This is a genomic window from Frigoribacterium sp. PhB24 (genome assembly GCF_003755185.1).
GTDB lineage: Bacteria > Actinomycetota > Actinomycetes > Actinomycetales > Microbacteriaceae > Frigoribacterium.
In genome coordinates this window covers 62,998-75,860 of the sequence record NZ_RKIC01000012.1, presented here as the reverse complement: position 1 = coordinate 75,860, position 12,863 = coordinate 62,998, and the positions used below count along the sequence as shown (strand labels likewise).

Genomic DNA, 12,863 nt, shown 5'->3' with positions numbered 1-12,863 from the left:
CCGGCGCTATTCGAGCTCGCTCAGTTCGGCGTACAGCTCGGTGATCTCGGCGACGCGGCTGCGGCCGGCTCTGGGCCGTCCGGCCGTGACGGTCTCGGTCAGCACGGCGCCCGCCAGCAACGCGACCAGGCTCATCGCGCCGGCGTAGCTGTCGAAGGGTGCAGGGGTCTCGACCGGGCAGTCGAGTCGTACCGTCACCTCGACCCCGCGCAGCGACGGGTCGGCGATCAGCACCACGGGCACACCGCGCGCGGCCAGTGACGAGAGCACTCCGGCGAACCCGGCCGGCCGACGGCGGAACCCCACCAGGACGACGACGTCCCGTGCCCCGAGCCCGACCAGCTCTTCGCCGATGGACTGGCCCGGCTGCGGCGCGACGCGCACGTCGTCCCGCGCCTGGATCAGCTGCTGCCGCAGGTGGAGCGCCACAGGGTAGCTGTTGCGGAATCCCGCCACGACGACGCGCTCGGCCACGGCCACGAGTGCGGCAGCCCGCTCGAGCCGGCCGTCGGCCAACCCCGAGAGCATCAGGTCGAGGTTGCGTCGTTCGGCCTCGGCGTGGTCGGCGAGGCCACCGGAGGCGCGGGTCGGCCCGACCGGGACGCCTCGGCTGCGCGACGCCCGCGCCTGGTCGCGCACCTCTTGCGCGTCGGTGAAGCCGAGCCGCCGGAACAACCGCGACACCGTGGCCTTCGAGACGCCGCTCCGCTCGGCGATCTCGGTGGCCGTGTAGACGGCGAGATCGTCCAGGTGGTCGAGGATGAAGTCCGCGGCTCGTTGTTCTCGCGGGGAGAGGCGGCCGTAGCCCGAATCGATGCGGTCGCGGATGCCCGCCCCTTCGACCGGACCCGCGCCTCCTGCGTCGCCTGCCGGCTCCGTACCGACTGCAACGTCACCGATCGCGGCGTCACCGGACGGCGCGCTCACGCGGACGCCTGCGCCACGACCGGGTGCGCCGCGGCCATCGCCTGCACGGCGGCCTCGAAGGCGTCGAGCGCGACCGCCACGTCGGCCGTCGTGACGATCTCGTCGGGGTGGTGGCTGATGCCTCCGTTGCCGCAGCGGACGAACAACATGGCCCACTCGGTCAGCTCTGCGACGGCCATGGCGTCGTGCCCGGCCTTCGAGAACAGGACCATCGGGTCGACGTCTCCGGTGGCGGCGATGCCGTCGCGGACGAATCCCCGGAGGCGCGGCGAGGCCACGACGGCCGGCGCACGGTGGGTCTCGTCCACGGAGAAGGTCAGGCCGCGACGCCCTCCGACCTCGGCGGCGACGGCCTGGATGTCGGCCCAGACCTCGTCACGTCGGTCGTCGTGCTCGCCGCGGAGGTCGAGGCTGAACTCGACCAGCCCGGGGATCACGTTCACCCCGCCGGGGAAGGCCTGCAGCCGGCCGACCGTGGCGACGCAGTCGGCCTCGCGGGCCAGACGTTCGACCGCCAGGACGATCTCGCTGGCCCCGGCGAGCGCGTCGTGCCGGCGGTGGAACGGCACGCCGCCCGCGTGGCCGGCGACCCCGGTCAGGGTTAGCTCGAACCGCCGCGCGCCCGCGATCGACGAGACCACGGCGAGGGCCCGGTCGGCCTCTTCGAGGTAGGGGCCCTGCTCGATGTGGGTCTCGAGGTAGCCCACGACGTCGGCGGGGTCGTACGCGGCGTCGGCCACCCGGTCGGGGTCGAGGCCGAAAGCGCGGAACGCGTCGCGCAACGTCGTGCCCGTGGCGTCGACCAGCGACCACCACTCGGTCTGCCAGGTGCCGGCGACGGCGCGCGAACCGAGAAGGGCGGTGCCGAAACGGGTGCCCTCTTCGTCACCGAAGGCGAGCACCTCGATCGCGAAGGGCAGACGACTGCCCGTGGCCTCGAGACGTTCGACCAGGGCGATCCCGAGGAGCACGCCGAGGATGCCGTCGTAACGTCCGGCGTCGGGCACCGTGTCGAGGTGCGAGCCGAGCAGCAGGGCGGGCAGTCCCGGCTCGGTGCCCTCGTAACGACCGCGCTGGTTGCCGGCGGCGTCCTGCCACGTCACCATGCCGGCCTGAGTCATCCACTCGCCGGCCATCGCGTTGACGCGAGCGTGCTCGGGCGAGAGGTACACGCGCTCGATGCCGGTCGGGCTGCTCGAGACCGCGGCCAGGGCATCGCAGCGCTCGAGGACGAGGCGGGCCCCGCCACTCACGCCGCGCCTCCTGCACGGTCGACGTCGAGGTAGACGTCGTAGGCCGCGCCGACCCCGCCGCCGCTCGTGATCGGCGCCCCTTCGCGGCGGAGCACGGCCTCGAGGGCGGCCAGGGTGGTGAGCACGGTGTCGCGGCGCGCGTTGTAGCCCATCGTGCCGATGCGCCAGACCTTGCCGTGCAGGGGGCCGAACGAGGTGCCGATCTCGATGCCGAAATCGGAGAGGAGGGCGCCGCGCACCCGGTCGCCGTCGACGCCGTCGGGGATCACCACGGCGACGACGTTGCTCATCTTGTGAGCGAGGTCGCCGAAGGTCTCGAGGCCGAGCCCCGTCACGCCCGCGAGCATGGCGCGACCGTGCAGTTCGTGTCGGGCGACCGCGGCGTCGACGCCCTCGTCGACCACCAGGCGGGCGCACTCACGGGCACCCCAGAGCATCGTCGTCGCCTCGGTGTGGTGGTTGAGGCGCTGCGGCCCCCAGTAGTCGAAGATCATCGCGAGGTCGAAGTAGTTCGAGGCGATGCGGTGGGCGCTCGTCGTGTCGCCGTCGCCGCGGATTCCGGCTTCGATGGACGTGCGGGCCCGGATGACCTCGACGGCTCGCTCGCTGAAGGTGACGGGCGACGAACCCGACGGGCCGCCGAGGCACTTCTGCAGGCCGGCGCTGACGGCGTCCAGCCCGAGCTCGTCGGTGCGGAAGGTGTTGCCGACGATCGACGCGGTGACGTCGGTGTAGAACAGCACGCCGTGGCGGGCGCAGACCTCGCCGAGCCCCTCGAGGGGCTGGGCGACGGTCGTCGAGGTGTCACCGTGCACGACCGCGAGCAGTTTCGGCTGGACGCGCTCGATCGCCTCGACGATGGTCTCGAGGGCGAACACCTGCCCCCACGGCACCTCGATGACGTGGACCTCTGCCCCGCAACGCTCGGCGATCTCGCGCAGCAGGTGCCCGAAGCGGCCGAAGACGGGCACGAGCACCTTGTCGCCCGGTTCGATCAGCGACACGAGCGAGGCCTCGATGCCGGCCCGCGAGGTGCCGTCGACGAGCAGGGTCTGCTCGTTGTCGGTCTGGAAGACCTCGCGGTACAGCGCCTGCGTCTCGTCCATGTAGGCCGTCATGGCGGGGTCGTACTGCCCCACCAGCTGAGCCGACATCGCACGGAGGACCCGGGGGTCGGCATTGATCGGCCCGGGGCCCATCAACAGTCGGGCGGGCGGGTCGATCGGCTGGAAGACTCGTTTCACCCGGCCCACCCTACGCAACCCGTGTTTCATGCAGGTGAACGCGTCGGCCGCCGGCCGTCACCGGCCCGACCAGGCGATCGCCCCCGGGCTTCTCACGAGGCCGCGGCCTTGCTGATCGTCCGGGAGGTCGTGCGAGCCGAGCATCAGGTCGCCCACGTCGCCGCGAGATCGAGCAGCGCGAGGTCGCCACCGCGCGGCCCCACGAGGCACAGCCCGACGGGCGCCTGCCGGCCGGGCGCGATCGGCACCTCGAGGACGGGAGCCGAGACGGCGGGAGCACCGAGCACGCCGGCGATGCAGGTCAACCCGAGGGTCGCCGAGCGCACCGCGTCCACCTCGGCCGCCGTCGCGCTGAGCGAGGGAGCGGCCGACGACGCACTGGGGAGTACGAGCACACGGCCGGCGAGGAGGTACTCGAGACGACGACGTTCGTCGCCCAGGGCGACCCGCGCCTCCTCGGCCCGTCGGGGAGAGACCGTCGCGCCGAACGCGAAGCGGGCCGCGACGTCGGCGGCGAGCTCGCCGGGGTGAGCGGAGATCCAGGCGCCGTCGGACTGCCAGGCCTCGAACGCCTGCAACACACGGAACAGCTCGAACAGCTGCGCGACGTCGCCCAGCACGACCGGCTCAGGCCGCTCGATGCGCCCCGCCGCGGTCGCCTCGTCGAGGGCGCGCCCGAACTCGGCCCGCACCTCGGGTGCGACCGACGCGAGCAGGGCCGGATCGACGACGTACGTCGGCTCGACCGACACCTGGTCGGCCACGGGCACCGACGTCTCGGCCGCCCGACGGAGCGTGTCGGCGTCGCGGGTCAACCAGCCGACCGTGTCGAACGCGGGCGCGAGCGGCAGCAGCCCGGTGCGGTCGACGGCGCCGTGGGTCGTGCGGATGCCCCAGAGCCCCTGGTACGACGCCGGCACCCGGAGCGACCCCCCGGTGTCGGTGCCGAGCGCGATGCTCGCCTGGCCGAGCGAGACGGCAGCGGCCGGGCCGCTGGTCGAACCACCCGAGATCGACCCGGGCACGGCCGGGTTGGGCGGGGTGCCGTATGCCGAGTTGCGCCCGGCGATGCTGTAGGCGAACTCATCGGTCTGCGCGATGCCGCGCAGGTCGGCCCCGGCGTCGAGCAGGTGCCGTACCGCGGCCGCGTGGTGCGGCTCGGTCGTGGCACCGGCGAGACGTGCAGGCACCCCGGCGCCGATCGCGTGACCCGAGACGGCGAACAGGTCTTTCACGGCGACGGTCTCGCCCGCGAGCGGCCGGGTGGACGACGGACCGCCGCCATCGGCGGAACCCGCTCGCGACCCGGTAGGAGGCGCGGCGCCGGTCACCCCGTCGTCGCGACGCCCCGAGACCAGCGGCTCGCCCACGACCCGCCAGACCCGGCGGTCGATCGCAGGAGGCGGCGCCTGTACCTGCGCCGATGCGATGCGCCACGGGCGACCATCGGGCGACCCCGACCCCGACCCCGGTTCGCGGCGCCAGAGCTGCGTGACGACCCCCCGCCCGCCGGAGGCCGGGGCGTTGACGGACACGATCAGCGCGGCGTCGGCGGCGACGACCCGCACGTGGCACTCGAGCACACGACGAACCGGACCCGACCCGCGCCGGCCCCGGAAGGCCGTGATGGAGTCGTGCCCGACCAGCAGCCCCCCGGCATCGGCGCGCATCACGGTGGCGGTCGGCTCGAAGGACGCCGCGAGCGCGACCTGGTCGTCGGCCGCGAGCGCCCGCTCGTAGGCGTCGAACGCGGCGATCAGGCCGTCGGGCAGGTGACCCTCGACGGTCGTGGGGACGGTGCCCGAGCCGACCCGTGCCTCCTCGGGGCCGGGCACGTCGGCACGCATCGCGTCAGCCACCGAAGTCCGCCTTGCGGATGCGGGCGTGCACGCCCTTGACCAGATCGACGACCTGCGAGATGTCGAAGTCGGTCGCTGCGGAGAGGTACGCGTAGGCGAGACTGCGGTCCATGCCGTAGCGGGCCTCGAGCAGATCGATCGCCGCCCGGACACAGGCGCGGACCGCCTCGTCGAGGTCTTCGTCGAGACCGGTGGGCACGAGCAGCTCGGCCGTCTCGGCCAGTGGCCCGGAGATCTCACCGAACAGCGCGACGGCCTCGGCCCGCGGCACCAGGTCGAACCGGACGGTGACCCGCAGGCTGGCCTCCATCGCCGTGAGCGCGACCTCGCCGTCGCCCTGGGCGAAGTGCGGATCGCCGACGTACGCCAGGGCCCCGGGCACCTGGACGGGCAGGTGCAGCGAGGCGCCCTCGGTCAGCAGGGCGATGTCGACGTTGCCCCCGTGCGTCCCGGGCGGCACCGAATGCGGTCGTTCGTCACCCGCGACGGCGACACCCATGATGCCCAGGAAGGGATGCAGAGGAAACCGCACGGTGTGGTCGGCACCCGGCACGAGCGGCAGGGTGCCGACGAGTGAGCCGTCGGGCTCGTGGTCCACCGCCGCGAAGACGCTGACCAGGCCCGCCTCGAGCGGGAACTCACCGGCCAGGGCGCCGCGGCCGTGACGATTCGAGATGACGCCGTAGGGCACCCGCGGTGTCGCGTCGAGCAGGGTCATCGTGACGACGTCGCCGGGCTGCGCTCCGCGGATCGCGATGGGCCCCGTCACCACGTGCGGACCGTCGGCACCCGGGTCGCGACCGTGCTGGTCGTCATCGGCCGCGGCCAGCGCGACCGCGTCGTCGAGCACGTGCCCGGCGGGTACCCCGTGGCGGGCGAAGAACGCCAGGGGGTCACGCCCCTGGTCGTCGAGGACACCCTCGTGGCTGAGGGTGTCGATGAGGACGGCGGTGCCCGGGTCGATCGTGAGCACGGGCTCGTCGGAGGCGCAGGGCAGGCGCCCCCACAGCGTCGTGGCAGGGGTCGCGGGCAGGTAGACGACCCCCTCGTCTCGATCGCCCCGAGCCAATGGTTGCAGGATCGGGGTCGCGGGAACGGGGCCCGCGTGGGGTGCCGGAATCGCCTCAAAGATCGCCATGCCCAGCACAGTAGCGAGTGGACGCCTCGTCCCGATAAGCCTTCTGAAACGAGTTGTTCACAATGCGCCGATCGTGAAACAAGTCGTTCACACGGCTGTGTGATCATCGCCGCATGGCGATCATCCTCGGCGACAACCAGTACGGCAAAGCGGAGTCGCGACTCGTGCGCTTCTATCGCGACGGGCCCCGACACGAGATCCGCGACGTCAACGTCACGACGGCCTTGCGCGGTCCCTTCGACGCGGCGTATCTGCGGGGCGACCAGAGCGCCGTCCTGCCGACGGACACCCAGAAGAACACCGCGTTCGCCTTCGCGAAGTCGAAGGGCGTCGAGGCCGTCGAGCGCTTCGGGCTCGAACTCGCCCGCCACTTCGTGCACGACGTCGAGCCGGTCACCGGCGCCCGCGTCGAGATCGAGCAGTACGACTGGCAGCGGGCCGTCGTCGACGGCGCGGAGCACGACCACACCTGGCTGCGCTCGGGGCAAGAGGTACGCACCGCCGCCGTCACGGTGGACGACACCGGCGAGTACGTCGTCGGCGGCCTGAAAGACCTCGTCCTGCTCAAGTCGACCGGGTCCGAGTTCGCCGGATTCCTGACCGACGAGTTCACGACCCTGCCCGAGACGCACGACCGGGTCATGGCGACGGCGCTGGACGCGAAGTGGCGCTTCGGCACGACGGACGTCGACTGGGAGGCCACGTACGCCGACGTGAAGCGCCTGATGGTCCGTGAGTTCGCCACCCTGCAGTCGCTCGCCCTGCAACAGACCCTGTGGCACATGGGCACGGCAGTCCTCGAGGCGATCCCGTCGATCGTCGAGGTACGCCTCAAGGCGCCCAACAAGCACCACTTCGCCTACGACCTGGCACCCTTCGGTCTCGAGAACCCGGGCGAGGTGTTCTGGGCCGCCGACCGGCCCTACGGCCTGATCGAGGCCACCGTGCTGCGTGACGACGCGCCGCCGGCCCACGACGCCTGGCGCGCCTCGGCGGGTCTCGCGTGAGCGTCGCCGAGTCGACCGACCCCACGCCCGCCGCACCCCGAGGAGACACCGTGACCGACGCCGCCGACGCCCGCTGGCTGGCACGAACGATCGAGTTGGCCGTCGAGAACGTCGCGAACGGAGGGGGGCCGTTCGGCGCGGTCATCGTCCGCGATGACGAGCTCGTGGCCGAGGGGCAGAACCGGGTCACCGCCAACCTCGACCCCACCGCGCACGCCGAGGTCACGGCGATCCGCGCGGCCTGCCAGGCGGTCGGAGACTTCTCGCTCGCCGGCACGACGCTCTACACCTCGTGCGAGCCCTGCCCGCTGTGCCTGTCGGCCTCGCTGTGGGCGCGCGTCGACCGTGTCGTCTACGCGGCCGACCGCCACGACGCCGCACGAGGTGGCTTCGACGACCTCGAGTTCTACGAGCTGTTCGCGCGCGACCGGTCGACCTGGGACCTCCCCGTCGACGAGGTGCGCCCGACGAACGCGCCGGCGCCGTTCGAGGCGTGGCTGACCCACGACCACCGCACCGACTACTGAGCCGGCGTGCGACGGGTGTCAGCTGCCGCGGTAGGTCGAGTACGCGAACGGGCTGAGCAGGACGGGCACGTGGTAGTGGCTCGACTCGTCGGCGAGCGTGAAGTCGATCGTCACGCGAGGGTAGAACGAGTCGCGCTGCGTCGCCGAGAAGTAGGCGGCGGTCTCGAAGACGAGTCGGTAATCGGCGGCGGGCAGGGCGTCCGGGCCCAGCTCGGGCACGCGCCCGTCGGCGTTCGTCACGCCGGTGGCGAGTACGACACCGCGGGCGTCGTGGAGCGCGACGGGAACGTCGGCTGCCGGGCGGCCCAGCGCGGCGTCGAGGACGTGCGTCGTGACGTGGCTCATGCGCCGGCCCCGTCCGTGCGGCCGGAGGACGTCGACCGGGCGGAGTCGGCGGAAGCAGCGGAGTCCGCGAAGGTCGCCTGGAGCCGCAGCAGCGCGATGTCGCGCAGCTCGGCGCCGACGATCCGCAGCTCGGAGTCGTCGTCGAGCCCGAGCCGCCGGTGCAGCTCGCCGACGATCTCGGCCCGGCTCCGACCGGCGGCACGGATCAAGAACACCCGGCCGAAACGCCGCTCGTACGCGGCGTTGCCCTCGGCCAGCAGCTGCGCGAGGGTCTCGTCGTCGGCGTCGGCCGCGGACCCTTGCTCACGTCGACTGAACTCCTGCGCGGCCCCGTCGCCGACCGGCTTCTCGCCGATTCGCGGGTGGTGCGCCATCGCCTCGTCGATCTCGTTGGCGCTGAGCGGCGTGGCGGCGGCCGCCGCGACCGTGATGAGCGCGTCGGCGTCGGCGAACGGCGCCTGCGCGGCGACGTCGTCGGCCCATCGTTCGACGTCGAGGGCGGTCAGCAGGTGCGAACGCAGGGTGGCGTCGTCGAGCTCGATCATGACGCACACCCTAGCGACGGTGCCCCGAGGCGACGACCGCGGCTGGCCGCCCCGCGCCTCCTGGGCACCTGGCGACGCGCTGTCCGTGCTCGTCGCAGGAAATCGCAGGCCGCACCACGTCCGCGTCGTCGAACCACCCCCGAGCGTGGTTCGACGACGCGCCGGTCGTTCGACGCCGAGCGAGCCGACACATGCTCGAAACCGCGGTCGTGCAGAGTGGGTCCTCCCATGGACCTGACCACCGTTCGCGAGATCCGCACCCCGTCACGCCGGGACGAGATCGTCTTCGCGCCCGGCGAACGCCCCCTCGGCGGTGGCACGTGGCTGTTCTCCGAACGCCAGCCCGGGCTGACCGGCCTGGTCGATCTGACCTCGCTCGGGTGGACGCCGATCGAACGCAGCACCGACGCCGTCGGCGGTGGCGCCGTCGGCATCGCCGCCACCTGCACGATCGCCGAGTTGCTCCGACTGCCCGCCGACGACGACTGGGGCGCCCACCCGCTGATCGACCAGTGCGCGAACTCGCTGCTCGCCTCGTTCAAGATCTGGAACGTCGCGACGGTCGGCGGCAACGTCGCCCTCGGCTTGCCGGCGGGCGCCATGACGTCCCTTCTGTCCACGCTCGACGCCACCGCGGTCGTCTGGACCACCGACGGCGGTGAGCGGCGCCTGCCCGTCTCGACCTTCGTCACGGGGGTCGTGCAGAACGCGCTCGAGCCGGGCGAGGTGCTGCGCACGCTCGAGGTGCCACTCGACTCGCTGCGATCGCGCACCGGGTTCCGACGCATCTCGTTGAGTCCCCTGGGCCGCTCGGGCACCCTGGTCACGGCCCGGCTCGGCCTCGACGGCGAGTTCGTCGTCACGATCACGGCGGGGACGACCCGTCCCGTCCAGCTGCGGTTCGACGAGGTGCCCGGCGAACGGGCCCTGGCCGACGCGGTGGCCGGCGTCGACTGCTGGTACTCCGACCCGCACGGCGCCCCCGACTGGCGTCGCGCCATGAGCGCGCGCTTCGCCGACGAGTTGCGCGTCGAACTCGGCCGGCCCGCGCCCGCGCTCGCACCCGCACCCGCACCCGCGTCCGCGCCGCCAGCCGTCGCCGGCGCGGAGCGCACGCGACCGCACCGCGAGCCGACCCACGACCCGCGGAGCACCGCCGCCCGTGCCCGCGCCGGCGCCCCGTCCCCGACCACCACCACGCACCCGGGAGGCGCGCCATGACCCCGAGACACGTCACGTTCGAGGTCGACGGCCTATCCCTCGACGCCGACGTCGCCCCCGGCCAGGTGCTGCGGACGGTGTTGCGCGAGAACGGCGTGCACTCGGTCAAGAAGGGCTGCGACGCGGGCGACTGCGGTGCCTGCTCGGTGCTCGTCGACGGCGAGCCCGTGCACTCGTGCATCTACCCGGCGCACCGTCTCGGGGGCCGGGCCGTGACGACGGCGGCCGGTCTCGGCACCCCCGAGCATCCCCATCCCGTGCAGCAGGCCTTCGCCGACGCGGCCGGGTTCCAGTGCGGCTTCTGCACGGCCGGCATGGTGGTGACGGCCTCGACGTTCACCGAGGCCGACACGAGCGATCTGCCGCGCCTCCTGAAGGGCAACCTCTGCCGGTGCACGGGCTACCGGGCGATCGGCGACGCCATCTGCGGCGTCACGAACACGGTGACCCCGGCGGACGGAGAGGCGGCCGGTCGGTCGGTGAGGGCACCGGCGGCGATGCGCGTGGTGTCCGGTGGCGAACCCTTCACGCTCGACTTCCGCAGTACGACGAAGCTGCTGCACCTCGCCGTGCTCGGCAGCCCGCACGCCCACGCCCGCATCACCTCGATCGACACGAGCGCCGCCGAGGCGCTGCCCGGGGTGCACCTGGTGCTGACGCACCGCGACTCCCCCGCCACGCTGTTCTCGACCGGTCGCCACGAGGACCGCGAGGACGATCCCGACGACGGACTCGTGCTCGACCCCGTGCTGCGGTTCCGCGGGCAGCGGGTCGCCGCGGTGGTCGCCGACGACGTCCGCACGGCGACGAACGCCCTGGCCGCGATCGTCGTCGAGTACGAACCGCTCCCCGCCGTGTTCGACCCCGAGGCGGCGCGGACGCCGGGCGCTCCCCTGCTGCACGGTGAGAAGACCAGCGAGGTGTCGCGCATCGCCTTCCCCGAGCGCAACACCGTCGCCGCGATGCACGACGAGACCGGCGACGTCGAGGCCGGCCTGGTCGCGGCGGATGCGGTGGTCGAGGGCACCTGGCGCACACAGCGCGTCTCGCACGGAGCCCTCGAGACGCACGCCGCCCGCGGCTGGCTCGACGACGACGGACGCCTCGTGATCCGGACGGCGAGCCAGGTGCCGTTCCTCGTGCGCGACGAGCTGGCGCACGTCTTCGACCTGCCACAGGAGCAGGTGCGCGTCGTCGCCGCACGCGTCGGCGGCGGCTTCGGCGGCAAGCAAGAGCTGATCACCGAAGACCTCGTGGCCCTGGCCGTGCTGCGCACCGGTCGACCCGTGCAGTACGAGTTCACGCGCGAGGACGAGTTCACGATCGCCCCGACCCGTCACCCGATGCGCGTCCGCGTCCGGGTCGGGGCGACGAACGACGGCGTGTTGACCGCGCTGCACGTCGACCAGCTGATGGACACCGGCGCCTACGGCAACCACGGCGTCGGCGTGATGTACCACTCGGTGCACGAGTCGACGAGCGTCTACCGCTGCCCGAACAAGCGCATCGACGCCGAGTCGGTCTACACGAACAACCTGCCCTCGGGTGCGTTCCGCGGGTACGGCCTCGGCCAGGTCGTCTTCGCCGTCGAGTCCGCGATGGACGAACTCGCCCGCGAGCTCGGCATCGACCCGTTCGAGCTGCGTCGCCGCAACGTCGTCGTCCCCGGCGACCCGATGGTGGTCACCGACCCCGACGAAGAGAGCGATCTGCTGATCGGCAGCTACGGACTCGACCAGTGCCTCGACCTGGTCGAGCAGGCGCTCGGGTCTCCTGCCCCCGCGGGTGCGCCTCCTGCCCCGGTCGGTCCGACCTGGTCGACCGGGCGCGGCATGGCCCTCGCCATGATCGCGACGATCCCGCCCCGGGGTCACTTCGCCGACACGTCGATCGAGTTGCTGCCCGACGGCCGCTACGACATCGGCGTCGGCACCGCCGAGTTCGGCAACGGCACCACGACCGTCCACACCCAGCTCGTCGCTTCGGCACTCGGCACCACGCCCGACCGGGTCGTCGTCCGGCAGTCGGACACCGACGTGGCACGGTACGACACCGGCGCCTACGGCTCGGCGGGCGTGGTCGTCGCGGGCAAGGCCCTGCTCGCCGCCGCCCACAAGCTGCGCGCGGCGATGGTCGACCGCGCCCTGGCGATCGCAGGAGGCGCGGGTCACGCCGTCGACACCGGCACCGCCCCCGAGGTGGTCGCGGGCGGAGTCGTGGTGCGGGTCGGCCCGGGTGCCGACGCGACCGTGCTGGTGTCCAGCGAGCGGCTGCTGGCCGACGGTCCGCTCGCCGCCGACGGGGCGCACGACGGCACCCCCCGCTCGGTGGCGTTCAACGTGCACGGCTTCGAGGTCGCCGTCGACCGGGCGAGCGGAGAGGTGCGCCTGCTGCGGTCGGTGCAGGCGGTCGACGCCGGGGTCGTGCTGAACCCCGAGCAGCTGCGTGGGCAGGTCGAGGGCGGCACGGCTCAGGCGATCGGCACGGCGCTGTACGAGGAGATGCTGCTCGACGGCGAGGGTCGCGTGCTGACGACGGCGTTCCGCAACTACCGGATGCCCAAGTTCGGCGACGTGCCCGAGACCGAGGTGCACTTCGCGACCACGCACGACGGCCTCGGTCCCCTCGGTGCGAAGTCGATGAGCGAGGCACCGTACAACCCGGTGGCCCCGGCCCTGGCGAACGCGATCCGTGACGCCCTCGGGGTGCGGCCGTACGAACTGCCGATGTCACGCGACCGCCTCTGGCGCCTCGTCGGCGGCCGCTGAACCGGGCCGGGCCTGGTCAGGCCGAGCCG

11 protein-coding genes are annotated in these 12,863 nt (G+C 72.9%); 4 read left to right on the top strand and 7 right to left on the bottom strand.

The window, feature by feature from the left end; genetic code table 11:
• Positions 1-6 precede the first annotated feature (6 nt).
• From EDF50_RS10275 to EDF50_RS10255, 5 genes are all read right to left on the bottom strand, one after another.
• Entirely contained in the window at positions 7-927 is a 921-nt protein-coding gene (locus tag EDF50_RS10275; protein ID WP_233570541.1) for a MurR/RpiR family transcriptional regulator, read from the bottom strand.
• Positions 924-2,180, bottom strand: a complete 1,257-nt coding sequence (locus EDF50_RS10270; protein ID WP_123519478.1) for an allantoate amidohydrolase — start codon at positions 2,178-2,180, stop codon at positions 924-926. The genes EDF50_RS10275 and EDF50_RS10270 overlap by 4 nt, the downstream gene beginning before the upstream one ends.
• The gene (locus EDF50_RS10265; protein ID WP_304999895.1) at positions 2,177-3,424 is read right to left on the bottom strand and encodes an alanine--glyoxylate aminotransferase family protein; all 1,248 of its coding nucleotides are present in this window, start codon (positions 3,422-3,424) and stop codon (positions 2,177-2,179) included. The genes EDF50_RS10270 and EDF50_RS10265 overlap by 4 nt, the downstream gene beginning before the upstream one ends.
• Before the next feature lie 143 nt (positions 3,425-3,567).
• On the bottom strand, positions 3,568-5,283 hold the full coding sequence (locus EDF50_RS10260) for an AtzH-like domain-containing protein (RefSeq protein WP_233570540.1): 1,716 nt from the start codon (positions 5,281-5,283) through the stop codon (positions 3,568-3,570).
• On the bottom strand, positions 5,276-6,421 hold the full coding sequence (locus EDF50_RS10255) for an acetamidase/formamidase family protein (protein WP_123519476.1): 1,146 nt from the start codon (positions 6,419-6,421) through the stop codon (positions 5,276-5,278). The genes EDF50_RS10260 and EDF50_RS10255 overlap by 8 nt, the downstream gene beginning before the upstream one ends.
• 113 nt (positions 6,422-6,534) lie before the next feature.
• On the opposite strand from EDF50_RS10255, the gene pucL reads away from it, so the two are divergent.
• Positions 6,535-7,428 carry a factor-independent urate hydroxylase gene (pucL, locus tag EDF50_RS10250; RefSeq protein ID WP_123519475.1) on the top strand — a complete coding sequence of 298 codons (894 nt, stop codon included), beginning with the start codon at positions 6,535-6,537 and terminating at the stop codon, positions 7,426-7,428.
• A 50-nt stretch (positions 7,429-7,478) separates the two neighbouring features.
• A complete protein-coding gene (locus tag EDF50_RS10245; RefSeq protein ID WP_123519685.1) occupies positions 7,479-7,955 on the top strand; it encodes a nucleoside deaminase in 477 nt (158 codons plus the stop codon).
• Between the two features lie 18 nt (positions 7,956-7,973).
• On the opposite strand, the gene uraH is transcribed toward EDF50_RS10245, so the two are convergent.
• Together uraH and uraD are read right to left on the bottom strand one after the other, a co-directional pair.
• Positions 7,974-8,300: a hydroxyisourate hydrolase gene (uraH, locus tag EDF50_RS10240; protein WP_123519474.1), complete on the bottom strand. Its 327-nt coding sequence runs from the start codon at positions 8,298-8,300 to the stop codon at positions 7,974-7,976.
• Positions 8,297-8,845 carry a 2-oxo-4-hydroxy-4-carboxy-5-ureidoimidazoline decarboxylase gene (gene uraD, locus EDF50_RS10235; RefSeq protein ID WP_123519473.1) on the bottom strand — a complete coding sequence of 183 codons (549 nt, stop codon included), beginning with the start codon at positions 8,843-8,845 and terminating at the stop codon, positions 8,297-8,299. The genes uraH and uraD overlap by 4 nt, the downstream gene beginning before the upstream one ends.
• A 228-nt stretch (positions 8,846-9,073) precedes the next feature.
• On the opposite strand from uraD, the gene EDF50_RS10230 reads away from it, so the two are divergent.
• Positions 9,074-10,066 (top strand): FAD binding domain-containing protein, encoded by a 993-nt coding sequence (locus EDF50_RS10230; RefSeq protein WP_123519472.1) that lies wholly within the window; start codon positions 9,074-9,076, stop codon positions 10,064-10,066.
• Complete coding sequence (locus tag EDF50_RS10225) at positions 10,063-12,834, top strand: molybdopterin cofactor-binding domain-containing protein (protein ID WP_123519471.1); 2,772 nt, start codon at positions 10,063-10,065, stop codon at positions 12,832-12,834. The genes EDF50_RS10230 and EDF50_RS10225 overlap by 4 nt, the downstream gene beginning before the upstream one ends.
• Positions 12,835-12,863: the final 29 nt, after the last annotated feature.